This window comes from Ferrimonas sp. SCSIO 43195 (genome assembly GCF_023716685.1).
In the GTDB taxonomy this organism is placed as follows: domain Bacteria; phylum Pseudomonadota; class Gammaproteobacteria; order Enterobacterales; family Shewanellaceae; genus Ferrimonas; species Ferrimonas kyonanensis.
Genome location: NZ_CP072679.1, coordinates 1,178,703 through 1,204,071, shown reverse-complemented (window position 1 = coordinate 1,204,071; position 25,369 = coordinate 1,178,703). Strand labels below are relative to the sequence as shown.

24 protein-coding genes are annotated in these 25,369 nt (G+C 58.4%); all 24 read right to left on the bottom strand.

Going from position 1 to position 25,369, the window contains the following annotated elements; genetic code table 11:
- Nucleotides 1-2,009 precede the first annotated feature (2,009 nt).
- Nucleotides 2,010-3,179, bottom strand: a complete 1,170-nt coding sequence (flhB, locus tag J8Z22_RS05915; RefSeq protein ID WP_252009379.1) for a flagellar biosynthesis protein FlhB — start codon at nucleotides 3,177-3,179, stop codon at nucleotides 2,010-2,012.
- A complete protein-coding gene (fliR, locus tag J8Z22_RS05910) occupies nucleotides 3,179-3,964 on the bottom strand; it encodes a flagellar biosynthetic protein FliR (RefSeq protein WP_028113108.1) in 786 nt (261 codons plus the stop codon). Before fliR ends, flhB begins: the two co-directional genes overlap by 1 nt.
- A complete protein-coding gene (gene fliQ / locus J8Z22_RS05905) occupies nucleotides 3,964-4,233 on the bottom strand; it encodes a flagellar biosynthesis protein FliQ (RefSeq protein WP_028113109.1) in 270 nt (89 codons plus the stop codon). Before fliQ ends, fliR begins: the two co-directional genes overlap by 1 nt.
- Nucleotides 4,234-4,235: 2 nt before the next feature.
- On the bottom strand, nucleotides 4,236-4,937 hold the full coding sequence (gene fliP, locus J8Z22_RS05900) for a flagellar type III secretion system pore protein FliP (protein WP_051252683.1): 702 nt from the start codon (nucleotides 4,935-4,937) through the stop codon (nucleotides 4,236-4,238).
- Between the two features lie 41 nt (nucleotides 4,938-4,978).
- Nucleotides 4,979-5,350 carry a flagellar biosynthetic protein FliO gene (fliO, locus tag J8Z22_RS05895; protein ID WP_252009376.1) on the bottom strand — a complete coding sequence of 124 codons (372 nt, stop codon included), beginning with the start codon at nucleotides 5,348-5,350 and terminating at the stop codon, nucleotides 4,979-4,981.
- A gap of 2 nt (nucleotides 5,351-5,352) precedes the next feature.
- The gene (fliN, locus tag J8Z22_RS05890) at nucleotides 5,353-5,754 is read right to left on the bottom strand and encodes a flagellar motor switch protein FliN (RefSeq protein ID WP_028113111.1); all 402 of its coding nucleotides are present in this window, start codon (nucleotides 5,752-5,754) and stop codon (nucleotides 5,353-5,355) included.
- Entirely contained in the window at nucleotides 5,747-6,814 is a 1,068-nt protein-coding gene (gene fliM / locus J8Z22_RS05885; RefSeq protein ID WP_028113112.1) for a flagellar motor switch protein FliM, read from the bottom strand. Before fliM ends, fliN begins: the two co-directional genes overlap by 8 nt.
- A gap of 10 nt (nucleotides 6,815-6,824) precedes the next feature.
- The gene (locus tag J8Z22_RS05880) at nucleotides 6,825-7,334 is read right to left on the bottom strand and encodes a flagellar basal body-associated FliL family protein (RefSeq protein ID WP_028113113.1); all 510 of its coding nucleotides are present in this window, start codon (nucleotides 7,332-7,334) and stop codon (nucleotides 6,825-6,827) included.
- A 50-nt stretch (nucleotides 7,335-7,384) separates the two neighbouring features.
- Nucleotides 7,385-9,385, bottom strand: coding sequence for a flagellar hook-length control protein FliK (locus tag J8Z22_RS05875; protein WP_252009372.1), 2,001 nt, complete (start codon nucleotides 9,383-9,385; stop codon nucleotides 7,385-7,387).
- A gap of 67 nt (nucleotides 9,386-9,452) precedes the next feature.
- Entirely contained in the window at nucleotides 9,453-9,896 is a 444-nt protein-coding gene (fliJ, locus tag J8Z22_RS05870; protein ID WP_028113115.1) for a flagellar export protein FliJ, read from the bottom strand.
- 9 nt (nucleotides 9,897-9,905) lie between these two features.
- Entirely contained in the window at nucleotides 9,906-11,246 is a 1,341-nt protein-coding gene (fliI, locus tag J8Z22_RS05865; protein ID WP_028113116.1) for a flagellar protein export ATPase FliI, read from the bottom strand.
- Complete coding sequence (gene fliH, locus J8Z22_RS05860) at nucleotides 11,233-12,174, bottom strand: flagellar assembly protein FliH (protein ID WP_252009370.1); 942 nt, start codon at nucleotides 12,172-12,174, stop codon at nucleotides 11,233-11,235. The genes fliI and fliH overlap by 14 nt, the downstream gene beginning before the upstream one ends.
- A 3-nt stretch (nucleotides 12,175-12,177) precedes the next feature.
- Entirely contained in the window at nucleotides 12,178-13,224 is a 1,047-nt protein-coding gene (fliG, locus tag J8Z22_RS05855) for a flagellar motor switch protein FliG (RefSeq protein WP_035415828.1), read from the bottom strand.
- Nucleotides 13,217-14,947, bottom strand: a complete 1,731-nt coding sequence (fliF, locus tag J8Z22_RS05850) for a flagellar basal-body MS-ring/collar protein FliF (RefSeq protein ID WP_156897011.1) — start codon at nucleotides 14,945-14,947, stop codon at nucleotides 13,217-13,219. Before fliF ends, fliG begins: the two co-directional genes overlap by 8 nt.
- Before the next feature lie 18 nt (nucleotides 14,948-14,965).
- The gene (fliE, locus tag J8Z22_RS05845) at nucleotides 14,966-15,280 is read right to left on the bottom strand and encodes a flagellar hook-basal body complex protein FliE (protein WP_028113119.1); all 315 of its coding nucleotides are present in this window, start codon (nucleotides 15,278-15,280) and stop codon (nucleotides 14,966-14,968) included.
- A gap of 75 nt (nucleotides 15,281-15,355) precedes the next feature.
- Nucleotides 15,356-16,699, bottom strand: a complete 1,344-nt coding sequence (locus J8Z22_RS05840) for a sigma-54 dependent transcriptional regulator (RefSeq protein ID WP_252009368.1) — start codon at nucleotides 16,697-16,699, stop codon at nucleotides 15,356-15,358.
- Nucleotides 16,696-17,739 (bottom strand): PAS domain-containing sensor histidine kinase, encoded by a 1,044-nt coding sequence (locus tag J8Z22_RS05835; RefSeq protein WP_084144431.1) that lies wholly within the window; start codon nucleotides 17,737-17,739, stop codon nucleotides 16,696-16,698. The genes J8Z22_RS05840 and J8Z22_RS05835 overlap by 4 nt, the downstream gene beginning before the upstream one ends.
- Nucleotides 17,740-18,057: 318 nt before the next feature.
- Complete coding sequence (locus tag J8Z22_RS05830) at nucleotides 18,058-19,491, bottom strand: sigma-54 dependent transcriptional regulator (RefSeq protein ID WP_028113122.1); 1,434 nt, start codon at nucleotides 19,489-19,491, stop codon at nucleotides 18,058-18,060.
- Nucleotides 19,492-19,697: 206 nt separating this feature from the next.
- Complete coding sequence (fliS, locus tag J8Z22_RS05825; RefSeq protein WP_028113123.1) at nucleotides 19,698-20,099, bottom strand: flagellar export chaperone FliS; 402 nt, start codon at nucleotides 20,097-20,099, stop codon at nucleotides 19,698-19,700.
- Nucleotide 20,100: 1 nt separating this feature from the next.
- Nucleotides 20,101-20,421: a hypothetical protein gene (locus J8Z22_RS05820; RefSeq protein WP_028113124.1), complete on the bottom strand. Its 321-nt coding sequence runs from the start codon at nucleotides 20,419-20,421 to the stop codon at nucleotides 20,101-20,103.
- Complete coding sequence (gene fliD / locus J8Z22_RS05815; protein ID WP_252009366.1) at nucleotides 20,418-21,773, bottom strand: flagellar filament capping protein FliD; 1,356 nt, start codon at nucleotides 21,771-21,773, stop codon at nucleotides 20,418-20,420. The genes J8Z22_RS05820 and fliD overlap by 4 nt, the downstream gene beginning before the upstream one ends.
- A gap of 37 nt (nucleotides 21,774-21,810) precedes the next feature.
- Complete coding sequence (locus J8Z22_RS05810; RefSeq protein ID WP_051252675.1) at nucleotides 21,811-22,206, bottom strand: flagellar protein FlaG; 396 nt, start codon at nucleotides 22,204-22,206, stop codon at nucleotides 21,811-21,813.
- A 231-nt stretch (nucleotides 22,207-22,437) separates the two neighbouring features.
- Nucleotides 22,438-23,895, bottom strand: a complete 1,458-nt coding sequence (locus tag J8Z22_RS05805; protein WP_028113126.1) for a flagellin — start codon at nucleotides 23,893-23,895, stop codon at nucleotides 22,438-22,440.
- Between the two features lie 263 nt (nucleotides 23,896-24,158).
- Nucleotides 24,159-25,364: a flagellar hook-associated protein FlgL gene (flgL, locus tag J8Z22_RS05800; protein WP_252009364.1), complete on the bottom strand. Its 1,206-nt coding sequence runs from the start codon at nucleotides 25,362-25,364 to the stop codon at nucleotides 24,159-24,161.
- Nucleotides 25,365-25,369 lie beyond the last annotated feature (5 nt).

Genomic DNA, 25,369 nt, shown 5'->3' with positions numbered 1-25,369 from the left:
CACCGAACGCCTGCACAGCGCCGACGAGGGATGCCGTGATAAAAAACGGGATTTCAGCACTATAGAGAAAAAGATTAAGTGAATTTTACTGCCATTAATCTTGATGGCCATCGTGTTGCTGACGCTGTCACTCAGCGGTGTTCGAGCACAATACCAAAGTCGCTGGGCCCTCGCATTCGCAAGGGCGACACGGTTGATGAGTTTTGTTGGTTGCAGGTGCCGTGGTCGCCATCCATGCCGGATTCGCATGGCTTAAGCTACGACCTTCCGTCGTGCCCGCGCACGCGGGTACCCAGTGGCTTTGCCCTTTTGTCATTCTTGCGTAGGCGAGAATCGTGTGGCTGTTTCCACGGTCAAAACCAAAGTCGCTGGGCCCTCGCGTTCGCAAGGGCGACACGGTTGATGAGTTTTGTTGGTTGCAGGTGCCGTGGTCGCCATCTTTGTCAGCTTCGCACGGCGTAAACGACCACCCTCGGTCGTGCCCGCGCACGCGGGTACCCAGTGGCTTTGCCCTTTTGTCATTCTTGCGTAGGCGAGAATCGTGAGGCTGTTTCCACGGTCAAAACCAAAGTCGCTGGGCCCTCGCGTTCGCAAGAGCGACGGTGCGAATAGGCAGGGTTAGTGCTAACTGAGTCGTTATTGGGCTAAGACAGGGCTCGGTGCTGATCGTTTACCCACGTACCTCAAACATCCCTCGGTCGTGCCCGCGTACGCGGGTACCCAGTGGCTTTGCCCTTTTGTCATTCTTGCGTAGGCGAGAATCGTGTGGCTGTTTCCACGGTCAACATCAAAGTCGCTGGGCCCTCGCGTTCGCAAGGGCGACACGGCTGGAGAGTTGTGCGAACGGCAGGGGTAGTGGTCGCCATCTTTGTCAGCTTCGCACAGCGTAAGCTACGACCTTCGGTCGTGCCCGCGCACGCGGGTACCCAGTGGCTTTGCCCTTTTGTCATTCTTGCGTAGGCGAGAATCCAGTGGCTGTTTCCACGGTCAAAACCAAAGTCGCTGGGCCCTCGCGTTGGCAAGGGCGACACGGTTGATGAGTTTTGTTGGTTGCAGGTGCCGTGGTCGCCATCTTTGTCAGCTTCGCACGGCGTAAGCTACGACCTTCCGTCGTGCCCGCGCACGCGGGTACCCAGTGGCTTTGCCCTTTTGTCATTCTTGCGTAGGCGAGAATCGTGTGGCTGTTTCTAAGGTCAAAGTCAAAGTCGCTAGGCCCTCGCGTTCGCAAGGGCGACGGTGCGAGTAGGCAGGGTTAGTGCTAACTGAGTCGTTATTGGGCTAAGACAGGGCTCGGTGCTGATCGTTTACCCACGTACCTCAAACATCCCTCGGTCGTGCCCGCGTACGCGGGTACCCAGTGGCTTTGCCTTTTTGTCATTCTTACATAGGCGAGAATCGTGTGGCTGTTTCCACGGTCAAAACCAAAGTCGCTGGGCCCTCGCGTTCGCAAGGGCGACGCGGTTGATGAGTTGTGTTGGTTGCAGGTGCCGTGGTCGCCATCCATGCCGGATTCGCATGGCGTAAGCTACGACCTTCCGTCGTGCCCGCGCACGCGGGTACCCAGTGGCTTTGCCCTTTTGTCATTCTTGCGTAGGCGAGAATCGTGTGGCTGTTTCCACGGTCAAAGTCGCTGGGCCCTCCCGTTGGCAAGGGCGACACGGTTGGAGAGTTGAGTTGGTGGCAGGGGTAGTGGTCGCCATCAGCATTAGGTTCGCACAGCGTAAGCTACGACCTTCCGTCGTGCCCGCGCACGCGGGTACCCAGTGGCTTTGCCTTTTTGTCATTCTTGCGTAGGCGAGAATCGTGTGGCTGTTTCCACGGTCAAAACCAAAGTCGCTGGGCCCTCGCGTTCGCAAGGGCGACATATTGGGGCATGTCACTGGCCCCTCGCGTTCGCAAGGGCGACATATTGGGGCGTGTCGCGGGGTCCTCGCGTTCGCAAGGGTGACATATTGGGGCGTGTCGCTGGGCCCTCGCGTTGGCAAGGGCGACGGGGTGGGAAACCGAGGCTAGTCCGAATCAGGCTTTAACGGATTGCCATCGCTGTCCATCTGCAGTTCGTCGGGGATCGGCAGAGTGTTGGGCAGTGGCACTGGGCGGCCGCTGCGGCCTTTCTGGAACTGTTTCAACTGGAACACATAAGCAAGAATCTGTGCCACTGCGGTGAACAAGCCGTCTGGAATCTGCTTGTTCAGTTTGGTGGAGTAATACACCGCCCGCGCCAGTTGTGGCGAGCTGATCACCGGCACCTCGTACTCTCGGGCGATCTCGCGAATCTTCAGCGCCACCTCGTCGGTGCCCTTGGCCACCACCAGCGGTGCCCGGGCCTTGGCCTTGTCGTATTTCAGTGCCACCGAGTAGTGCGTCGGGTTGACCACCACCACATCGGCCTGGGGCACCTCACTCATCATCCGTCGCTGAGACATCTCCCGCTGCAACTGGCGAATCCGCCCCTTGACCTCGGGTTTACCCTCGCTGTCTTTATGCTCATCCTTGATCTCCTGCTTGGTCATCTTCAGCTGCTTGGTGTGGTTCCAGATCTGATACGGCGCATCGATGATCACAATCAGCATCAACGAGCAGCAGAGAATGGTAAACAGCTTATTGAGCAGGGACACGGAACCGGCAATGGCGCCAAAGGTGGTGCCGGTGGACAGTGCCATAATGTCTTCAAAGTAGATGGTCAGCAGCATCCAGGCCACCACCGCCACTACCGCAAACTTGGCCACGGCTTTCACCAGCTCCACCACGGCCTGCACCCCGAACATTCGCTTAAAACCATTGATAGGGTTAAATTTATTCATTTTCGGGGCCGCCGCCTTCCAACTGAAGGTCATGCCCCCCAGCAGGGTGTTGCCCACAAAGGCGGCCACGGTCAGGAACACCACGAATCCCAGCACCGGCAGCCCTACCGCCATCACAATCTCGCCAAAGACCCGGGTCATCTCTGACACGTCAAACACCTGGGCGCGATTGCGACTGAACAGTGACGTCGCCAGCGAAATCATGCTCTGGGCGATGGCCTGACCAAAAATCATCATGGCGATGGCGGCCCCCATCAACACAAACGCGGTGCCCATCTCTTTGGATCGGGGCACCTGCCCTTTCTCCCGGGCCTGCTGGAGTCGTTTGGGTGTGGGGTCTTCGGTTTTTTCCTGATCGCTGCTGTTTTCTGCCATCAGGGCGCCTCACACTGCAGCTTGAGAATGTCACACAGGGTGGTCTGGCCATGCTGCCAGGCCGCCTCGAAGTGAGGCATGAACCCGGACAGGGACAGCCACAGAATCAACAGCCCCGACAACATGGTAATGGGAAAACCGATGGCGAAGATGTTCAGCTGCGGCGCGGCCCGGGTCATCACCCCAAAGGAGAAGTTGATCAGCAACAGGGCGGTGGCCGCCGACAGGGCCAGCGTCAGGGCACCGGCAAACATCAGGCTGCCCCAGTTGGCCAGATCGAGGAAATTCTGCGGCACCATCCCTTCGCCAATGGGCAGGGTTTCAAAACTGGCCACCAGCATGCGGATCATCATCAGGTGGCCATCCACCAGGAAGAAGATCAGCGTCGACAACAGCAGGAACAGTTGGCCTACCAAGGGGACCTGCTGGCCGTTACTGGGATCCACCATGGAGGCAAAACCCAAGGAGGTCTGCATGCCGATGATCTGACCGGCCAGAATGAAGGTGTTCAGCACCAGCATCGAGACGAAACCGACGCTGATGCCAATCAACAACTCCTGGGCGGTGATCAGAATCGCCTCAGCAGACAGCAGGTCGATGCGGGGGGCCATGGGCAGAATCGGCGCCACTGCGGCGGTGATCACCACCGCCAACGCCATACGAATTCGGGCCGGAACGGAACTGCCACCGATGGTCACCATCACCATCAGCATGGCGCTGATGCGACACAGGGGCCACAACAGTCCCCTGAGCCAGTCGAAGATCACCTCCAGCGGCAACTCCATCAGCCGATCACCGCAGGTATCCGCTCCACCAGCTCAAAGGTGAACTCCATCAGCGTCCGAATCAGCCAGTGACCCAGAAACGCCAGGGTCAGCAGAGTCACCAGCAGGCGAGGAAGAAACGACAGTGTCTGTTCGTTGATGGAGGTGGCGGCCTGGAACACCGCTACCACCAGACCAATCAGCAGACCGGGAACAATGATGGCCGACACCATAATCAGAATGGTGTACAGGGCATGGCGGAACAGGTCGACGTAGGCTTCTGGGGTCACGGCTACACCCCGAAACTGTTGGCCAGGGTGCCCATCACCAGGCTCCAGCCATCCACCAATACAAACAGCATGATCTTAAACGGCAGTGATACGATCATCGGTGACAGCATCATCATCCCCATGGCCATCAATACCGAGGCCACCACCAGATCGATGACCAGAAACGGCAGGAACAGCATAAAGCCGATCTGGAAGGCGGTCTTCAGTTCCGAGGTGACAAAGGCCGGAATCAAAACCCGCATCGGTGTCTGTTCCGGCGAAGTCAGACCGGTGGTGCCGCTGATCTCGATAAAGGTGTTGAGGTCCGAAACCCGCGTCTGCGACAACATAAAGGCTTTGATGGGCACCGAGGCACGATCCAGTGCATCCCGGGCCGTCACCTGCTCCTCCATGTAGGGCACCACGGCATCGTCATAGACCCGGTCCATCACCGGCGTCATGATGAACAACGACAAGAACAACGCCATTCCCAGCAGTACCTGGTTTGACGGCGTCTGCTGCAAGCCCAGGGCCTGACGCAGAATCGCCAGCACCACAATAATGCGGGTGAAGCTGGACATCAGCACCACCATCGCCGGCAGGAAGGTCAACAGGGTCATCAGGCCGAGAATCTGCAACGAGACGGTGTAGTCCTGACTGCCGTCGGCATTGGTGGTGACGGTAACCGCAGGAATGCCCGCCTCCGCCAGAGCCAGCGACGGCATCAACAGGGGCAGCAGCAAGGCCAGCCAGGGAAGCCAACGATTCACGATTTCTGCCCCTTGCTGACTTTGGCAAACACCTTGGCAAACTCCGGTGGTTGCGGCGACTCGATGGGAGTGTCCAGCTTATCCAACAGCTGGATGCCACCGGAGCTGACGCCGATCAAATACTGTTGCTCGCCCACTTCGATCACCGCCACCTTCTCCTTGGTACCCAACGACATGCTGGCGATAAGACGAATCTTGCCCACCATCTTGGTGGGCAGGTTCATTTTCCGGGCCATCAGTGCCAGCACCACGATCAGGGCCACCACCCCAAACAGGGTGGCAATGGTGGTGGCCAACTGGTCGCCAGCAGACACCGGCTCGGCGGCGGCGGAGAAGCTGGCCGCCAACAGCAACAGAAGAGTTCGCATGGTTATTTCAGCTTCTTGATTCGCTCGGTCTGGCTGATCACGTCGGTGAGACGGATACCAAATTTTTCATTGACCACCACCACCTCGCCGTGGGCGATCAGGGTGCCGTTAACCATCACGTCCAGCGGTTCACCGGCAACGCGATCCAGTTCCACCACCGAGCCCTGGTTTAGCTGCAGCAGGTTACGAATGCTGATGTTGCTGCGTCCGACCTCCATGGAGATGGTGACCGGAATGTCGAGAATGGAATCGAGCTTTTTGCGTTCCTCTTCGCTGAAACTGCGCCCGGCGGGTTCGTCAAACGACTCCAGCTCTACGGGTTCAGGCTCGGCCTGCTCCGCCAGCGCCGAGGCCCATTCGTCCGCCAGTCCGTCTTGGTTAAACAGGTCGTCGTCATTACTCATCTTTTGGGCTCTCTTTCAGCTGTTCTAACATGTTTTCAGTGACATCACTCACCCCTTGGAGGCGGCTCTGTACCATCTGCAATTCGGTCTTGAAGCTCTCTGGCCGAGGGATTCGTTCGGTGATTTGAATCGCCTTGTGATCGCCACTGCGACCGAGGCGCCCTCGGAAAGTCGGCAACTCTTCGACCCGCACCAACATATTTTCCGGCATATCCACCGGAATGATGTCGCCGCTCTTCATCTCCATGATGTCGTTCAGGGTGACCTGAGTCTCCAGCAGGGTGCCGGAAAACTCCACCGGCACGTCCAGGATCTCTTCCTGCAACGCCCTGGCCCATCGTTGGTCGGTATCCTGTTTGTCCGACTGAACCCCGGCATCCAGCAGTTCCCGAATCGGTTCGATCATGGAATAAGGCAAGGTGATGTGGAAATCACCACCGCCGCCATCGAGTTCGATGTGGAACGACGACACCACCACCACTTCAGTGGGGCTGACGATGTTGGCCATGGCCGGGTTCACTTCCGAGTCCAGGTACTCGAACTCCACATCCATCACCGGTGACCAGGCTTCTTTGTAGTCCTCAAACACAGTCTTTAGCAGCAACTGAATGATGCGCCGCTCGGTGGGGGTAAACTCCCGGCCTTCAATTTTGGCCTGAAAACGGCCATCGCCGCCGAAGAAATTATCCACCAGAATAAACACCAGCCGGGCTTCCATGGTGATGAGGCCGGTGCCTTTCAGCGGCCGGAACCGAACCATGTTGAGGCTGGTGGGAACAAACAGGGTATGGACGTATTCGCCAAACTTGATCATCTGCACGCCGTTGATGGAGATCTCGGCGGAGCGGCGCATCAAGTTAAATAAGCTGATCCGCAGGTGACGGGCAAAACGTTCATTGACCAGTTCCAGCGTCGGCATTCGACCCCGGACAATGCGATCCTGAGACGAGAAGTCATAGGTGGTGGCACTGTCACCACCGTCTTCTATGACCTCGTCTTCGACCTCATCCACACCGTGCAGGAGGGCATCAATTTCGTCTTGGCTAAGCAGATCGCTCATTCAGAGTCTCTTATTGCATTACAAATCCGGTGAACAACACACGTTCCACCAGAGGTTTACCGGTAACCCCTTGCAGGGTCGTTTTCACGTTCATCAACGCCTGGGTGCGCAACTCCTCTTTGCCTTCACGGCTGGCGAGTTGCTTGGCGTTGGAACCGCTGAAGGTGGTCAACAACGAGTCTTCTATCAGCGGAATGTGCTTCTTGACCAGATCCTGAGCGGCATTGCCGCGAACCTGAATCTGCACCTTAATCTGCACCAGATAACTGCGCTTGTCACCGGGCAGGTTAAACAGAAACGGTCTTGGCATGCCGACATAGAGCGCATCGCCCGGCGTCAGGGGCGTATTCAGCTCCACCTGTTCACCCTCGGCGTCTGAGCCGTCGTCACTCATCACCATCACCGCCACGGCAACCGCCACCGCGATCAGGACTCCGGCTGCCGCAATCACGGCAGGCATCATCCATTTGGGCCGCTTTCCAGCCGGCTTCACTTCCAATTGCAGCGACTCTTCCGCCATCGTTAACTTTCCATCCTTCGTCAATCCCCATCAGGGTAACACACCGCGCTTTACGCGTAATAATCGATACCGCCGTCGGCATTTCGGCCGGTCATTTGCTGCACAGCCGCCAGCGTGTCATCACTGGCCTCTACCATGCCATCACCGAACCCTTGCTGACCATGCTGGCCCTGACCGTCTCCGGCCTCATTTCCGGCCTGACCCCCACTGCCATGGCTAATGTGAGTGTCGGCCAGGGTGATGCCTTGTTGCGCCAGCATCTCCCGTAATCTTGGCAACGCCTGTTCGACCATCTCCCGGGTCTGAGCCTGAGCCGCGTGCATCTGCACCTGGGCCTGATCGCCGTTCATCTGAATCTTCACTTGCAGGGCGCCCAGTTCCGGAGGATCCAGGCGAATCTCGGCCTGGCTGGTGCGGCTGTTGATCATCATCATCATCCGCTCTCGCAGCTCCGGCGCCATTCGCTCAGCCGCCACCGGCTGACGCAAAGCCGCTGCGGGATCGTGCTGCAGCTGTTGGTGAGCCTGAACCCGCGCCTCCGGCGTTCGAGCCTGCTGCAATCGCAGTTGCGGATCCAGATCCAGCTCGGCCGCCTCTGCCGCTTCCACGGCCGCGGCCGAGTTGGCCAACTGGGTGTCTGCTGTCGGCAGCGCCGCGTCGGCGGTCAGGGTCGCCGTGGTGCGTCCGGCAGAGGCGCCGGCATCGGCTTTGACCAGGTCATTGGCCCACTTTGCCAGCGGATCGGCATCGGCGTCACTGCCTGTCAGTTGTGGTGCCGTTGTGGTGGTGGTCGAACCGCCCTCGGCGCCAGAGGCCGAGGCTGCCATCCGGCCCTTGGGGGCCGAACTCAATTTGTCCTGGGCTTGCTTGAAGCCCTGAAGCTGGGCCAGCAGTTCTCCGTTAGCCTTATCGCCACCGGCGGATGCATCGCCGTCGCTGCTGCCGGCCTCGGCACTGCCCTTGGCTTGTGTTACTGGAACGGAGTCGGCACCAGAGGTCGCCTGGGTCCCTTCTCCAGCCACCTTGGCGGCCTGAGCCGGTCGACTCACCAGGGTCTGTGCCGCCGCAGCGACACCGTGTGGATCTGTGGCTTTACTCACGCTGCTCGCAGCCTGACTCTGGGCCGGGTCACCGCCGCCGTCGTCTTGAGCTGGAGTCGGCGCCGGCGCGGCGTTGGCCTGGGCCAGTCCGGCAAACGGAGAGTCGCTCGTCTTGGCGTCATCACTGCCGGCGACCGTCGACGGTTGTGGGTCAGTGGAGCCGGCGGCCACGGCCGTTTTCGTGTCGGCCTCAGCCTCAGGGTCGCTGTCACTGTCCCCGTCCTCGGGCTTGGCCGAGGCGGCGGTCACCGCCTCGCTGGCGCCCTGACCGCTGGTCTCGACCGGCTTAAGATCGGAAGCTGCCCCTGCGGCGACGGCTAACCCTGGAGCCTCCTCTGGAACACTGGCTTCAACCGGAGTCGCACTGCCCTTCGTAGCTGCCAAGACCGGGGCATCGTCGGCCTGGGGCTTGGTGTCTGTCGAGGCTGACTGAGCCGCCTTCGCCTGCTCGGACGCTGAGGTCTGCGGGTGACTGTCGTCATTGCCGACCGGGGTGGCCTCGGTCTGTGGGCGCCCTTCCACCTCGGCCTCGTTGTCCTCCCCGGTAATGGCCGAGGCAGGTTGTTGCCGCCCCGGTTGAAGCAGGTTTGCCGGGTTAAGGGAATCCTTGCCGCTTTTGGCCGCCGTCTCGCCGTCTGCCATCTTGGTCTGGTCGCCGTTGTCGCTAGCATTGGTGCTCGAAGGCGCGGCATCGCCGCCCTTGGTCTCGGTGGCTGCGACCTCAGGCTTGGCGTTGGCATCGTCGGTTTGAGACGGAGATTTGACGCCGGACTCGGCCTCGGGAGATTCAGTGGCAACGGGGGCTTGCGATGAGGTGGCGCGGTCACCACTCTGCTGTTGAGAGGCCGAAGCCAGGGCGGCGCCAAACCCTTCCCCTTGTGCCTCGGCGGCCGGCGTTGCCGTCGGTCCGAGTACGGAGGAGGAGGTGTTTACAGTCAGGCGTGCGTCCATAAGCAAAAAGGGTCCATCGAGTAAGCCAAAATCAGTGCTGATTTCTTTGCAAACTCTATGCCATTCGTTAGGCGCGACTTCGCAAATATTGCTGAATGGCAAACTCGTCCAACTCGGCTTGCTCCCGCTTCTCTGCGCGGGCCGCCCGGCGCTGATGTTCCTTGTCGATCAGCAGCGCCAATGCCTTCTGTTTCTGCTGAATCAACTGCCAATGCTGCTGAAACTGCAGCACCGCTTCGTCGGCCGCCTGAATCTGCGTATGCTGGTCATTGATGGCGCCATCGAGCTTGGCAATAAAATGGTAATACTGCTGATAGTGGTTGGCCGCCACCAGGGTGCCGGCCTTCTCATCGGCCTGCTTGACGTAATCGAAGCGGTACGCTTGCAGTTGCTTTAACTGTTCCCGCAGGGCATCGGCCTGAGAGCGGGCACTGCGCAGCTGCAGCTGGGCCTTTTCCAACTCCTTGTCTGCCAGTTCCAGTACCTTTGCCAGTTGTTTGGGATCCGCCATCGGCTAGCCTCAGACTTTGCAGTTGGCCGCCAAGCGGGCCAGCTGTTCCAGACTTTCGGTGTAGGAGGCCGAGCGCTTCATCTCCTGGCGCAGGAAGGCGTTGAATGCCGGCTGCATGGCAATGGCCTTATCGACTTTCGGGTCGGAGCCTTTGGAGTAGGCGCCAATGGCGATCAGATCTTGGTTCTGGCGGTAGGCCGACCACAACTGCTTCACCATCACCGCCGCAGTCTGGTGCAGTTGCTCGGTCACCATCGGCATAACCCGGCTGATGGAGGCTTCGATGTCGATGGCCGGATAATGGCCGCTCTCTGCCAGTTGCCGGGACAACACGATGTGGCCATCGAGAATCGCCCGCGAGGCATCGGCAATGGGATCCTGCTGATCGTCCCCCTCGGTGAGAACGGTGTAGAAGGCGGTGATGCTGCCCTGCCCCGGGCCGCCATTGCCGGCCCGCTCCACCAGCTTCGGCAGTTTGGCAAACACCGACGGCGGATAACCCTTGGTGGCCGGCGGCTCACCGATGGCCAGGGCAATCTCTCGCTGGGCCTGAGCATAACGGGTCAGCGAGTCCATCAGCAGCAGCACGTTTTTACCGCAATCGCGGAAATACTCGGCGATGCGAGTGGAGGTTTCACAGGCCCGCAGCCGCATCATCGGGCTGTTGTCTGCCGGTGCCGCCACCACCACCGAGCGGGCACGCCCTTCCGGCCCCAGAATCTCTTCGATGAACTCTTTCACCTCTCGACCCCGCTCCCCCACCAGGCCCACCACGATGACGTCGGCGTTGGTGCCTCGGGTCATCATCCCCAGCAGCACCGACTTACCGACACCGGAGCCGGCAAACAAGCCCATGCGCTGACCTTGGCCTACGGTCAACAGGGCATTGATGGTACGCACACCGGTATCGATGGGCTGAGAGATGGCCCGCCGGGCCATGGGATTGAGAATGGGAGAACTGTGAGCGGCGCGTTGGCGGGTTTTCAGCGGTCCCTGACCGTCGATGGGTTCGCCATTGCCATCGATCACCCGCCCCAACAGTGCCTCGCCCACCGCCAGGCCGCGGCGGCCGCCAATGGGGGTGACCCGGGCTCCGGGCAACACCCCTTTCATCTCTTCGATGGGCATCAGGTACAGCAGTTGGTCATCAAAACCCACCACCTCGGCCAGAATCTCGCCGCTGAGGGTATCGATGCTGCACAGGGAACCAACCGGTGCCCGGCAGCCCACCGCTTCCAGCGTCAGTCCCACCACCCGCAACAGTTGGCCACTGGCCACCGGTTTCTGGCTGGCAACGTTGTGTTGCCAGGCTCGAATCCGCTGCTGAAGCCGGTCGCTACGCAGGTCCATGGTGATCGCCCTGCGGCTCAGGGCCGACAGGCTCCGCTTCGGCCTCGGCGGCGCCTGGCGTCGACTGGGCGGTCTCCACCTCGGTGTCCGGATCCGGCTGCGACGGCATGGACTCGGCACGGGGGTAGTCCGGCTCATCCACCGGGGAGCGAGGTTGGTTGATAAACTGATTGAAAATGGCGTCGATGCGCTCGGACAGCGGCATCTCAACCCGGGAGCGCTTGGTGTGCACCTGGACACTGCCCTGGGTCAGGCTGGGTTCCAGTTCCAGGCGCCAGTCGCGCCGGGCCAACTCCTGTTCGCCGTAGCTGAGTTTTACCAATTCCAGATCCGGTGCCGACAGGCGAATGGTGATTCGCTGCTCTTGGCTCGGCAACGCTTCAACCGCCTGGCGCAGGGCCAGCAACAATGGCTCTGGCTGGGTTTTGACTTCACAGCCGATCACCGCCCTCGCCAGCTGTTGGGTCAGCTCGATCAGCTCCTGCTCGACCTGGGAATCCACCGCCTGCAGCGGCGCAATCAACTCATTGAGCAGGGCATCCCACTGTTGCATCTGCAGCGCAATCTGCTTTTTGCCCTCTTCCAACCCCTGTTCCAGGCCTTGGGCAAATCCTTGCTGGTGCCCCTCTTCCAGCCCCTTGAGCCGCCCCTCTTCGATCCCTTTCTGAGTGCCCTGCTCGATGCCGGCGTCATAGCCTTCCTGCTGGGCATCGGTGCGAATCGCCTCAATCTCCGCCAGTGTCGGCGGCGCCGGCAACTCTTCCGGCTCGGGCTCCGGCTCGGCCGGAGCGGTGTGCCGGTTCACCGCGTTGATCTGAGCACGGTCGCTCACCTGAGTCACGTCAGGCAACTGCCACTGCTCGGCATCCCCCTGTTGCAATTGCGACTGGAGGTGGCGAGTGTAAGCGGCGCGGGTCTCGTTGCTCATGAATTACAGGAACTCTTCGCCACCGGCACCACCGAGAACAATCTCGCCAGAGTCGGCCAGGCGACGGGCAATGGACAGTACCTCTTTCTGGGCCGATTCCACTTCCGACAAGCGTACCGGGCCCATGGCCTCGAGGTCGTCGCGCACCAGGTCGGCCTGGCGCTTGGACATGTTGCCGAGAATCTTCTCCTTGAGCTGATCGTCCGCACCTTTGAGGGCGCGAATAAGCACCTCTTGCTGCATCTCCCGCAGCAGCACCTGCATCGCCTTGTCGTCCATGTCCGACAGGTTTTCGAACACAAACATCAGATCCTGAATCTGCTGACCCAACTCCTCGTCGGTGTCGCGAATCGACTCCATCAACTGGCCTTCCATACCGGTGTCCAGGTAGTTCATGATGTTGGCTGCCGCCTTCAGGCCGCCCATCTTGGCTGCCTGGGCGCCCGCCTGGCCGGCAAACTGTTTCTCCATGATGTCGTTCAGCTCCTGCAATGCCGCCGGTTGGACCTCTTCCAGGTTGGCGATACGCAGCATCAGGTCCAGGCGGACCCGCTCGGTAAACTGGCCCATGATCTGAGCCGCCTGATCCGGCTCCAGGTAGGACAGCACAATGGTTTGGATCTGCGGGTGTTCGTTCTGAATGATGTTGGCCACTTGGCGGGCATCCATCCATTTCAGGGAATCCAGACCGGTGGCGCCATGGCCCATGACGATCTGGTCAATCAGGTTACCGGCCTTGTCTTCACCCAAGGCATGGGTCAACGCCTTGCGAACAAACTCCTGGCTGTTAAGACCGATGGAGGAGAATTTCTTAATCTGCTCCAGGAACAGCCGGTGCACCGCGGTGACCTTGTCCTGGCTGAAGTTAGACATGCCCGCCATGGCCATGCCAACCTTCTGCACCTGCTTGGGCTCGAGATTTTTCAGCACCTGGGCGGCATCCGATTCCGACAGGCTCAATAAAAGAATCGCGGTCTTTTCGATACCGTTTAAATTTTTAGGGTCAAACTCACCCGGTGCCACCGGGGCGACGTCGGTCAAATCAGGCATCGTCTTCCAACCAATGTTTAATTACCTGGGTCGACAGCTCAGGTTCGTTGGCCACCAGGGCCCGAATGGCGCGCAGCATGTCGTCTTCTTTGTGCAGATCCGGCAACAGAATCGAGCCATCGTCGGCGTAACTGTAATCGCCTTCGCTCTGAGCCAGCATGCCCAGAGTGTCGGCGGCGTATTGATCTTCAATCTCGGCCAGCTCTTCACCCGGGGACAGCGCCTTGGTCTTGTCACCCTGAGGATCCAGCAGCCGTTTCATCATCGGTCGAATCACCGCCAGGACAATGACGATGATCACCAGGGCGCCACTGCCAAACTTCACCAGACGCCAGAACAGCGGTTGTTCATACAGAGGCAGTTCCGGCGCTTCCAGGGATACCCCTTCGGCAAATGGAATGGTGATGACGTCGACCATATCACCTCGACGACCGCTGAAACCGATGCTGCCTTCCAGCAACCGCTGCAGGTTGGCCAACTCCTGTTCACTGCGAGGTTGCGGCGTTGCCACCTCGCCCTCTGCCGCCGTACCCAGGGTGTAATCCACCGCCACCGACACGGTAATGCGGCGCACAACCCCAACCTGCTGACGCACGTGGCTAACGGTGGAATCGAGCTCGTAGTTGCGGGTGGCTTCGGAGCGGCGGCGATTGCTGCCGATCACCGAGGTTTCGCCATTGGCATCCACCTGCTGAGGAATGTCGGAATTCATCGGCGGCTGGTTGGTGAGGGCACCGGGAATGCCGATGGCATCTTTGCCATTCTGGTTGTCGGTGATCACCATCTCACTGCGCAGTGACGGCAGGTCCGGATTATAGCGCTTGGAGGTTTCCTCCACGGCGGAGAAGTCCATGCTGACGTCCACCTGGGCGGTGTAGTTGCCGATGCCCAGCACCGGGATCAGAATGGAATCGATTTTGCGCAGCAGCGCCTGCTCCTGCTGAGACTCCACTTCCAGTTCGCGACGGGCGCGGCTGGAGATGGCATCCTGACTGCCGGAGTTCAGCAGACGACCATGCTGATCGGTGACGGTCACTCGCGACGGCGACAGCTTATGCACCGCCGAGGCGACGATGTCGACGATGGCATCCACTTCGGTCTGGCGCAGTTCGGTATTGCGGGTCAGGCCCACCACCACGGTGGCCGAGGGCTCTGCCTGCTGACGGGCAAACACGTTGGTTTTCGGCAAGGCCAGAATCACCCGGGCCCGGCTGACGCTGCGCAGCTCTTCGATGGCGCGGGCCAGAGTCTGTTCCTGAGTGTGCTTGAGCCGGGCCGATTCCAGTCGCTGACTGACGCCGAAGCCACTCTCCTGGTTCAGATAATCCTGTTCGGTGGCGTTGGCATTTTCCAGCCCAGCCCGGGTCATGCGCAGACGGATGTCGTTGTACTGGTCTTCCGGCACCGAGATCACATTGGCTTCCACCTGGTACTCGATCTTCTGCTGATCAAGAAAATCCAGGGTTTCCACCAGTTCGGCGGTTTCCATCTTGCCCAACGGCCGGTAATCCGGTTCCTGGGCCCAGATGACAATAAACACCACCAGCAACAGACACACGGTCAGCGCCAGGATCAGCGACACCTGACGCAGTGTATCGGTACCGGCCAACGATCCGAATGGACTGGCTTTATTTTCTTCGACGGCCGCGGTATCACCGCCCTCTATGGGCAATGCCGCGTCGTTCCCCAATGCCAACTGGGTTGACTGATTCGCCTCTGCCACGCTTTTACCTTAAGCCCATCAAACGGGCATACTCATTATCTCTTTATAGGCTTCAACAAGCTTGTTGCGAACCTGGATGGTCGCCTCGAAGGCCACACCGGCCTTCTCTTTGGCGATCATGGTGTCGGACAAGGTCACGCTGCTGTCACCCAGCTCCAGCCGGGTAGACAGATCCGAGGCATTCTTCTGTAAACCATTTACGTGATCGATGGCATTACCCAGCAGCGCTTCGAAGTCGCCGCTTGGGCCAGCGGTGGGCTGCAACGCACCGGGCTGGGCTTCCAGCGCCAGTTGCTGCATCTCACTCAGCATTGGATTAGAGCCAATCTCCATCTCGAGCTACTCCTTACCGTTCTTCATCATCATTGTTGTAATAAAACCTCGACCAGGGCACGCAGTGTACAGGCTTCACGCCGGCAATTCGATCCCCATGTCTCTCATCTTGGCCAATTTGTACCTAAGGGTACGGGGACTGATCCCCAGTTGTTCGGCCACCGCCTTGCGGCTGCCACCGTGGTGGTTCAGGGCATCGACGATGATCTGATGCTCCTGCAGTTTCAGTTCGTCGCCGAGGCTGTCCGACTTGACGTCGACCACTTGAGCCACCGGCACCACCGGCGCACTGCCGGTATCGATGAACAGGTCATCCGCTTCAATGTTCTGACCTACGCAGAGGATCAGCGCCCGCTGAACCACGTTTTCCAGTTCACGGACGTTGCCTGGCCAGCTGTGCTGCTGCAGTTTGATTCTGGCGGCGTCGGTCAACCGCGGCTTGGCAGCACCGGGGCGGCCACTGCAGTGACGGCCAATCAGGTGCTCAGCCAACGGCACGATGTCGCCGGGGCGCTGGCACAGGGGCAACCAGGTCAGCGGAAACACATTCAGGCGGTAGTAGAGATCTTCGCGGAACTCACCGGCGGCCACGGCCTGCTTTAGATCCCGGTTGGAAGTCGCCAGTACACGAACGTCCAGGCTCAGAGTCTTGCGACTGCCCAGACGCTCCACTTCCCGCTCCTGCAGCACTCGCAGCAATTTGGACTGCAGGCTGAGGTCCATCTCGGTGATCTCATCCAGCAGGATGGTGCCCCCCTGGGCTTGCTCAAACTTACCGGCGCAGGCGGTAACGGCACCGGTAAAGGCGCCTTTTTCATAACCAAACAGCGTGGCTTCCAGCATGTTTTCCGGAATCGCCGCACAGTTGATCGCCACAAAGGGGGCGCTGGCGCGAGGCGATTGCTGGTGCAGGTAACGCGCCAACACCTCTTTGCCTGAACCACTGGGGCCGGCAATCATCACCGAGGCATCGGATTGTGCCACCCGCCCTGCCAATGCCAGTAACTGCTGGCTGGCCGGGTCGGCGGCGATGGGCTGGGGCACCGGATCCGGCGTCGGCATCAGATAGCGCTCCACCTGGTGCAGCAACACTTCAGGCGCAAACGGCTTGGCCAGGTAATCACTGGCCCCGCAGCGCATGGCTTCGACGGCGGCGTCGATGGTGCCGTAAGCGGTCATTAACAGAACCGGCAGTTGCAAATCTTTGGCCCGAATGGCTTTTAACAGGGCGACCCCGTCCATGCCAGCCATCTGGATGTCGGATATCACCATGTCCGGGCGCTGACGCCCAATTTGAATCAAGGCTTCCTGGCCGTCTCCGGCTTCCAGGCACTGGTAGCCGCCCAGCATCAGGGTATCCACCAGAGCTTCTCTCAGGCCCAGATCATCTTCAACGACTAAGATGGTGTGCTTACTCATGCACGTTGTTCCTCTTGCTGTTCCAGGCATGGAAAGGTCAGGGTAAATTGGCTGCCCTGTCCGGGCAGTGACGCCAGGCTGATGGTGCCATCGTGAGCCCGGCAGATGGAATGCAATACCGCCAGGCCCAAGCCGGTGCCGTTGGCCTTAGTGGTGTAAAATGGCGTCATTGCCTGTTGTTGTTGCTCCTGGGTCATGCCGTTACCGTTGTCGGCCACCTGAATCACCGCCCGCCCCTTGAGTTCAGACACGGTGATGCGAATGGCGTTGGCATTGGCTTCCAGAGCATTGTTTATCAGATTTTGCAGCGCGCCCTGCAGGGCAGTGACATTGGCTTCGATGTGAGGCGATGCCTGAAACACCCAGCTGAGATCCGCCTGGCGCTGCTGCAGTGCCGCTTCGCAACTGGTGGCCAATTCCTGAATCAGGTCGACAACCGACAGCGGTTCCAGCTTCTGAGTGTGGCCGCCACGGGCAAACAACAACAGATCATTGACCCGCTGCTCAAGCTCACCCAAGCGCGCCATCAGCTTCTGCTGGAACCGCGCCCGTCCAGCGTCATCCAGTTTCGGACTGGCCAGGTTGGCACCGTACAGCAGTGCGGCAGACAAGGGAGTACGAATCTGGTGCGCCAGCGATGCCGCCATCTTTCCCAACGCCGACAAGCGCTGCAAGTGCGAAACGTTGTGCTGCATGCGACGGGTTTCGGTCAAATCGGTGAGCATCACCAACTGGCCGGACTCCGGTGTCAGAGAGCGGGTTTTCAGGCTGACGCGTTTGCCATTTTTTAGCGACACCTCATGACCATCGTCCGCCCGCGGCGCAAAGGCCGAGTCAATAATCTGACGCCAGGCTTTGCCTTGCAGTGGCTGTTCCAGCAGCTCACAGGCGGCGGGATTGGCCTGCTCAACCACGCCCATCTCATCCAGCAGCAGCACCCCGGCCGGCAAACAATGCATCAGGTGATTCAAGCGACTTTCGGCCTGACTGCCCGCCGAAGGGGCATCAATAGAAGCTAGGGTGGATTGGCTGACCGCCATGTAGTCATCCTGTCAAAAAAACGTAAATCTGAACGCGATGAGCGAATAATGCATGAATTATGCCAAGCACTGGCATTTAAAAGGACGGTAACAGGATAGGTAAAAAGTGGCGTTGGAGCAGCCTTGTTCCATTCATTGTGTGATCTGGGTTAAATTCAGCGCTATCAACAGCTTGAACATGGGGAACAAGATGGCATTGTTGCGACACCGATCACGGTTTGCTGCAAATTTGCGCCAGTGATGGACTGAGTCAGAGCGGAAATTATGTTAACAAACCAGGAAGAAGCGGAAACCAAGCGGCAATGCTGCCGCCGGTCCTCAGGCTTTGCTCAGGCCGTATTTGCGCATCTTCTCCACCAGAGTGGTGCGGCGCATGCCCAGCATCTCGGCGGCCTTGGCCACCACGTTGCTTTGCTGATCCAGAGCCTGGCGAATCATCTCCACCTCCAGCTCCGCCAACATGTCCTTGAGATTGACGCCGTCTTCGGGCAGTTCCGATGAGAACTTCTGCTCTGGCAGTTCGATGCTCTCTTCGCCGGAGAACAGTGCCGCCAGCGCGTCGCGCTCCTGCAACTCTTCCGGGTATTCCGGAGAGTACTGAGGCACATCCACATGGCGATACTTCAGTGGCAGGTCATTCACGTCTACCAAGCTGTTGGGATAGAGAATCACCATCCGCTCCACCAGGTTTGACAGTTCGCGCACGTTGCCAGACCAGGGGTGCGCCACCAGAGATTCCACCGCCCGCAGGGTAAAGCGCACGGCGCCTTTGCCCTCGCCTTCCAGGCGGGTCACCAACTCCTGCAGCAGCAAAGGAATGTCTTCTTTGCGCTCGCTCAGGGCCGGCATCTCGATAGGGAATACGTTAAGTCGGTAGTAGAGATCCTCACGGAACTGATTTTTCTCAATCATCGACTCGAGGTTTTGATGGGTGGCGGCAACGATTCGCACGTCCGCCTGCAGCGGCTTAGTGCCACCGACCCGCTCAAAGGTCTTTTCCTGCAACACGCGCAGCAACTTCACCTGCATGTGAGCCGGCATGTCACCGATTTCATCCAGAAACAGGGTGCCGCCTTCGGCCATCTCAAACCGGCCTTTGCGGGTACCGATGGCACCGGTAAAGGCCCCTTTCTCGTGACCAAACAGCTCGCTTTCCAGCAATTCGGCCGGAATGGCACCACAATTGACCGGAATAAAAGGGCCGTTACGGCGCTTGGAGAGGTAATGAACGTTGCGGGCCACCACCTCTTTGCCGGTACCCGACTGACCCAGCACCAACACGGTAGCCTCGGTTTCGGCCACCTGAGCCATCAGGTGTCGCACCTCGGCGATGCTTTCGCTGCGACCGACCAGGCTGCGGAACAACTTGGTCTGATTGGCACTGGTGGGGGCAAGTTCATGACGGGTACGGTTGTACACCTGGCAGTAGTGCAGCATCTCGGTGAGCTGAGCATAGCTGAAGGGCAGCGCGATCTCACCCACCAGGTTGGCAATCTCCAGGGGACGGGTATCCAGACACAGAAACGGCTGGTGCGGAAAATCACGCAACAATTGCACTGCGGTTTCGCTGTCGGTCTCATTATTATGACCGAAGATCACACTTCTGTAGCGTTCTGAGTCATTCAGTCGCATCGGGAGTTCGGCCATTTTAACTGACTCGACCTGCTCTCCCAGGAAGTTAAGTAAAAAGCTTAGTTGTTGGAGCCGTTCCGGGTCCCAATCCACTAATAATATGCTTTGTTCTGTTTGCATTACTTATCTTCCGGCCATACCCGCACTAATTAGCAATTCAAGCGTAGCTAATTGAAAATCCGAATTAAAGCACTCACTAGAGGGTGCATTAACTGCCTGAGCAGCATTTCTTGTCCGGTTATTGTAATGAGAAAGTACACTTTAGCAAGCGACCTGGGTTTCTGACGGTTAATAAGCGGCCAAGAACCCAGTTTGCTTAATTCTAATTATGCGGGCTGCTTAACATGATGGTGTTCGGCAGGGATGGCATCCCAGCCCTCTTTCACGGTTTTCAGCAGATCCACGACTTCGTCCACAATGGCGCTGTCGTTGCCGGCGTTGGCTTCGGCAATGCGCCGCAACACGTATTCGTACAAAGAGGCCAGGTTATCGGCAATCTCACCGCCTTTTTCATGATCCAGAGAGGCTTTCAGGTGAGTGATGATCTCCATGCTGCGGCCCATCAACTCGCCCTTCTTGGCCACCTGGTTGGTGTCAATGGCCATCTTTGCCTGAATCAACTTGTCAATACTGCCCCCCAGCAGAAGCTGGACGACCTTGTGAGGCGACGCTTCGGCTTTTTGGCTGTCAACGGACACCTGACGGTAAGCTTTTAAGGATCCACGCATGCTACTTTCCTAATTCTACGTTCTGGTAAATTGATACTTGTTGGCGGCCCTTGCGGTAGCCCCCCAACTCACTTCGTTGTTTGTCCAGCTGGCGTTTACTCTGTTGCGCCAAGCCTCGAGAGATGTCCAGTTGCCGTTTGATCCACTCCCTATCCTGAGCCAGTTCCGTCTCCAGCAACTGGGCCAGGCAGGCGCGCCGCGCTTCGATCTGCTGATTCAGCTTAGGCAAAAGCTCATCCCTGGCTTCCATCTCTGCGGCATCAATCTCTTCCAGCAGATCCGAAATGGCGTGAGTGATCTGTTCCAAAGATGATTGATTCATGACTTCTTGGTAAATCCTGGCAGAGCATCAAATCGGGCAGCAAGGTCGGCACTCTGAGAGTTCAGCGAGGCGACCGCCGCATCCATGGCATTGAATTGCTTATAGAGGCGATTTTCATAGGACTTCATTCGGGTCGCCAGGCTGGTCCTGTCGTCTGCAATTCGCTCCAACTGGTTTTTCAGGGTGGTATCCCGACTGGCGATGATGCCACCGGCTTGCACATAGGCATCGACCGCCGAATCCAGTTTCGAGGTCAGACCGGTGTCTTCCTTGGTGAACATCTCTGCCAGGGCCGCGCCGTTGTCTTTGACCGACTCTTTGAGCTTGTCGTCGTCAATCTCCAGCTTACCGTAGCGATCGCTGGAGACACCGAACATCGACAGTGACTTGGGACCGTCACTGGTGTCGTAGACATTACCGAGCAGGCCGCGCATCTGGCTCTGAATCGCCCTGGGCAGCGCATCCCCCTGCAGGGCGCCGGATGTCTTGGTGTTGGGATCGTAGGCCGAGAGGTTACTGACGGTGGTCATCATCTCGTTGTAGGCTTCGACGAAGGCCTCGATGTTTTTGATCACCGCATCGTCGTCGTTGCTGATGGTGATCTTGGTGGACTCACCGACATCGGCCTTGGTCAGATCCAGGGTAACCCCCTGAATCGCCTTGTCCAGGGTGTTGCTGCTGGAGGTGACCTTAAGGCCATCGATGGTCACTATCGCGTCTTTGGCAGGCTGAATCTCGGTGGTGGCATTGAACACGTCGGTCAGGCTGGTGTCACCACTGGCGGTGACGGTAATCTGATTTTCGGTACCGGTTTTGTCGGAGCTCATCACCAGGCGGCTGCCGGTATCATCGGTCACGATGGTGGCGGTGATGCCAACATTGTCTTCAGAGTTGTTGATTTTCTTCATTACATCCTGAAGAGAATCGTCGGCATCGACACTGACGCTAAAACTCTTGCCGTTGACGTCCAGGTCCAACGAGCCAGCGCCCAGGTTGGTGGTGACATCGGCCACCGGCCCGGAGCCCACCTTCTGGTTTTCCGCCAGCTGTTCCACCACCACGTTGTAACTGCCGGTAACGGCGGTGTCATCGGCTTTGGCGCTGAGGAAGTCCACCTGGTTGCGGGACACCTTGCGCTGATTAAACTCGGTAGGGTCGGACAGTTTCTCCAGGGAATCCTGGAAGGTAGTCATGGCGCTTTTGATGCTGCCCACGGCGGAGATCTCCGCCTGGACCGTCGCCTCTTTCGAGTTGAGCGACGCTTCCTTCGGCAGCTTCTCTGTATCAACCAGCGCTTTTACAATGCCATTGATGTCCAGGCCGGAGCCCAGACCTACCGCCGTTAAGCCCATAATCTTACCTCTGTTCTATCCGGTCACCACCGAACGGTTAAATTTCTTCTTTCATCAACAGTCCGCTGGCTTCGGACATTCGAGCGGCAAGTTCCAGCACCTCTTCGGCAGGAATTTGCCGGATCACTTCCCCGGTCTTGGCCTCGACCACCTTGACCACACTGCGGTCGGTTTTTTCGTCGATGTGAAAGCGAATCTCTTTGTTCATTGAGTCAAAAAACTCATTCATACCATGAGTGGCTTGAGCAATCCGGTCATCTTGGTTCTGTTTTGACTCATTGGCCTCTTCCGCTTTGGCGGTCGCGGTCACCGCATCGGCGGCCACCGCTTCGGCTTGGCCGGCCTTTTGTAATTGCTGCTCAGCCGACAGTTCTGGTTTAACCGCAGATACTGCAACTGGCGTGCCAACTGAGTTGATCAATGTGCTATCCATGGTCCCTTCCTCGATTCAGATAGCGGTAAACAGGGAGGTCGGCCCTCCCCGGCGTAACTCTGGGTCCTTGTGTGGCTTTGACGCGTCCAACTGCGACGTTCAACACTTTTTCCCTTGTCCCCCCTATCATCGGCCCGGCACAGAAAAGCTTTAGGTTTTTTATTGAACCTTTGAATTGCAGGCATAAAAAAACCCGGGCAAGACCCGGGCTTTTGTTGCAGTAAGTAGAACTTACAGCAGAGACAGTGCCGCAGATGGCAGCTGGTTGGCCTGAGCCAGCATCGCAGAGGAGGACTGAGACAGAACCTGTTGCTTAGACAGCTCTGCAGTTTCCTTCGCGAAGTCAACGTCCTGAATACGACTACGGGCGTCAGATACGTTGGTCTGAATGTTACCCAGGTTGTTGATGGTGTGGCCCAGACGGTTTTGAATCGCACCCAGGTCAGCACGCTGAGAGTCAATCTGCGCGATGGCGGCATCGATGATGCCGATGGCATCCTGAGAACCGTCGGCGGTAGAGATGTCCACAGAGGCGATGGAATCAACGGTGGAAGACGCAGAAGCCAGGTTGAAGGCTTCGGTGTCAGCGCCGTCGAAGCTGAACTTCTCGGTGGAATTCATGACTACGGTACCCACGGCGATGGTTGGGTTAGCAGCGCCCTCGGTCAGAGTCGCAGTGGCACCACCGTGGTTGGTCATGTCAGCGGTCACGTTACCGGCGTTGGTATCGGAGATGTCCAGAGAGATGTCATCGCTGGAGCTCAGTTTCAACTCGCTTGGGTTGTCGGAATCGAAGCTGGCGGTTACGCCACTGATGCCGGCGGCGTTGATCTGGTTAACCAGGCCTTCCAGGTCGTTGGGGTTGAAGTTGGTGGCGTTCACGGAGGTACCGTTGATGTCCAGGGTCAGAGTCTCACCGGCAGAGGTAGAGGCGATGTTGGACAGGGTAACTTCGTTCTTCACTTCGGCGGTCACGCCCACACCGGCGGCAGAGGTCGCGGTGTTGATGGAATCAGCAATGTCTTTAGAGCTTGCATCGGCGGCGTAAGTGATGGCGGAAGTTGAACCGCTGGAGGTGGCAATCTTGAAGTTGTCACCAGCAACCACTGCGTCCATGCCGTTGGCTGCGCCAACTACGAACTTACCCGCAACGGTACCGGCAGCGTCAAACTTGTGGTTACCGATAGATGCAGCGGAAGTGTTGCGCAAGGCAATGCCGATGGTTTCGTTGGCGCCGGAACCGATCTGGAAATCCTGAGAACCGTAAGAGCCGTCCAGCAGCTTCTGGCCACCGAATACGGTGGTGTCGGAGATACGAGTCAGTTCGTCTTGCAGAGCGGTGATCTCTTTCTGCATGGACAGACGGTCTTCGGAAGAGTTCGAGCCGTTAGCAGACTGCAGGGACAGGTCACGCATACGCTGCAGAATGTTGGTGGATTCCTGCATCGCACCTTCAGCGGTCTGAGCGATGGAGATACCGTCGTTGGCGTTACGCATTGCCACATCCAGACCGTTGATTTGGCTGGTCATACGGTTGGAGATCTGCAGACCTGCGGCGTCATCTTTCGCAGAGTTGATGCGCATACCAGAAGCCAGACGCTCCATGGAGGTTTTGGTGGCCATGCTGGCCTTGTTCAGGTTGCCTTGGGCCTGCATCGAAGTGACGTTGGTGTTTACACTTAAAGCCATGATGTCTTCCTCATTAACTCGGGCGTTATTGCCATATTGTCGCGCCGAGTTGTATGGCGCGTCTTGGTTTCAATTAGGGTATCGGCTGAGTTTTCAGTGGCTTTAGATCTTTTTGCGATTTTTTTCCACCGGGGGAGAGGAAGGGATTTTTCCTTTACTTTACATAGTGTTAAAAACAAATTCCGGGCACAAAAAACGACCATCGATGAAAAGTGTGATCCAGCTCTCTTCACCAATGGCCGTTGTGGTCGCCGAACGGCGAATCAAACGAAGTCAAACAGGGAGGTACCGCTCATTTTGCCGAACGTTTCCGTGAGCGCGTTCATCGCCAGAGACTGGCGCTCAAACTCCGAGATGGCGGCGGCATAATCCAGATCTTCCAGCGTCGACTTGACGCTTTCCGACACCAGTTTCATGTCACTGTGCTGATTTTCGTAAGTCTCCAGCGCCTTCATGCGGTTACCGACTTCGGCACGGACACCGGTGGCATGGTTAAACACCTCGCCCAGGTCTCCCAGTAACTGCGCATACTCTGCCTGGGCATTGGGGCCCGTCAGCCCTTCGTGCGACTCCAGCATGCTGATGGCCCGGTTCATGACCGTAAACACGTCCCGGCTCTCCTGCTGAGCCATGGTCAGGGAGTCGCCGATCTGCGGATCGCCACTCAGTGTCACCTCCACCCCCTGAAACGCAATGGGCTGAGTGGGATCAAACGCCGTCGGCCCAGACACCAGGGTGCCGCCATCGTCATAGACTTCGTAAGCCACGTTACCGGCACCGTCGTTGACGAAATCAAACTGGTAACTGGGTGCCTGGGTCAGCGCCGGATTGACCACTTCCGCCGACTCGATAAAGAACTTCTCCGACATGGTGGCATTGGCGTAATCCGCCTGATAGGCGCCACTGGCCACCGGCACATTCATAAACACTTCGTTGCCCGGATCATTCACCGGCACCGACACCCCATCGCCGACCATGGCGGTACGCTGACCGGAGTTGCCGACGTAGGTCACCACTCCGGCCTGCTCCACAAACGGCTTGGTGTCGCTGTCGGTGCCGGCAAACAGGTAATTACCGGACTCATCCTGACTGTTGGCCAGAGACAACAGCGAGTCGAGGTTGGCTTTCAGGTCACTGGCGTGCACGCGACGGTTCTCCAGAGACAAAGAACCATCGTTGCCTGCCAGCATGATGTCACGGGCGTTCATCAGCAGGTTTTCGTAGGAAGCCAGGTGAGGCTCCTCCTGGCGCAAACGGTTGTTGGCCAGGTTGATGTTGGCTTCGTACTGACTCAACATCGCCGACTGCTGTTTGAGGTTCTCGATGGCAATGTTGGCCACCGGATCATCCGCTGCGGTATTGATCTGCTTGCCACTGGACAACTGTTGCAGAGTCCGGTTGTTCTGAGACTGCAGGTTGGTCAGGTTGTTGGTGTTCAGGTTATAGAACTGAAACGTTGAAACGCGCATCCGCT

Excerpts from the sequence above, each read along its gene's own strand:
- flhB (WP_252009379.1), bottom strand. The coding sequence starts at position 3,179 with ATGGCAGAAAACAGCAGCGATCAGGAAAAAACCGAAGACCCCACACCC.
- fliR (WP_028113108.1), bottom strand. The coding sequence starts at position 3,964 with ATGGAGTTGCCGCTGGAGGTGATCTTCGACTGGCTCAGGGGACTGTTG.
- fliP (WP_051252683.1), bottom strand. The coding sequence starts at position 4,937 with ATGCCGTCGCTGGCTCTGGCGGAGGCGGGCATTCCTGCGGTTACCGTC.
- fliO (WP_252009376.1), bottom strand. The coding sequence starts at position 5,350 with ATGCGAACTCTTCTGTTGCTGTTGGCGGCCAGCTTCTCCGCCGCCGCC.
- fliN (WP_028113111.1), bottom strand. The coding sequence starts at position 5,754 with ATGAGTAATGACGACGACCTGTTTAACCAAGACGGACTGGCGGACGAA.
- fliM (WP_028113112.1), bottom strand. The coding sequence starts at position 6,814 with ATGAGCGATCTGCTTAGCCAAGACGAAATTGATGCCCTCCTGCACGGT.
- J8Z22_RS05880 (WP_028113113.1), bottom strand. The coding sequence starts at position 7,334 with ATGGCGGAAGAGTCGCTGCAATTGGAAGTGAAGCCGGCTGGAAAGCGG.
- J8Z22_RS05875 (WP_252009372.1), bottom strand. The coding sequence starts at position 9,385 with ATGGACGCACGCCTGACTGTAAACACCTCCTCCTCCGTACTCGGACCG.
- fliJ (WP_028113115.1), bottom strand. The coding sequence starts at position 9,896 with ATGGCGGATCCCAAACAACTGGCAAAGGTACTGGAACTGGCAGACAAG.
- fliI (WP_028113116.1), bottom strand. The coding sequence starts at position 11,246 with ATGGACCTGCGTAGCGACCGGCTTCAGCAGCGGATTCGAGCCTGGCAA.
- fliH (WP_252009370.1), bottom strand. The coding sequence starts at position 12,174 with ATGAGCAACGAGACCCGCGCCGCTTACACTCGCCACCTCCAGTCGCAA.
- fliG (WP_035415828.1), bottom strand. The coding sequence starts at position 13,224 with ATGCCTGATTTGACCGACGTCGCCCCGGTGGCACCGGGTGAGTTTGAC.
- fliE (WP_028113119.1), bottom strand. The coding sequence starts at position 15,280 with ATGGAGATTGGCTCTAATCCAATGCTGAGTGAGATGCAGCAACTGGCG.
- J8Z22_RS05840 (WP_252009368.1), bottom strand. The coding sequence starts at position 16,699 with ATGAGTAAGCACACCATCTTAGTCGTTGAAGATGATCTGGGCCTGAGA.
- J8Z22_RS05835 (WP_084144431.1), bottom strand. The coding sequence starts at position 17,739 with ATGGCGGTCAGCCAATCCACCCTAGCTTCTATTGATGCCCCTTCGGCG.
- J8Z22_RS05830 (WP_028113122.1), bottom strand. The coding sequence starts at position 19,491 with ATGCAAACAGAACAAAGCATATTATTAGTGGATTGGGACCCGGAACGG.
- fliS (WP_028113123.1), bottom strand. The coding sequence starts at position 20,099 with ATGCGTGGATCCTTAAAAGCTTACCGTCAGGTGTCCGTTGACAGCCAA.
- J8Z22_RS05820 (WP_028113124.1), bottom strand. The coding sequence starts at position 20,421 with ATGAATCAATCATCTTTGGAACAGATCACTCACGCCATTTCGGATCTG.
- fliD (WP_252009366.1), bottom strand. The coding sequence starts at position 21,773 with ATGGGCTTAACGGCGGTAGGTCTGGGCTCCGGCCTGGACATCAATGGC.
- J8Z22_RS05810 (WP_051252675.1), bottom strand. The coding sequence starts at position 22,206 with ATGGATAGCACATTGATCAACTCAGTTGGCACGCCAGTTGCAGTATCT.
- J8Z22_RS05805 (WP_028113126.1), bottom strand. The coding sequence starts at position 23,895 with ATGGCTTTAAGTGTAAACACCAACGTCACTTCGATGCAGGCCCAAGGC.
- flgL (WP_252009364.1), bottom strand. The coding sequence starts at position 25,364 with ATGCGCGTTTCAACGTTTCAGTTCTATAACCTGAACACCAACAACCTG.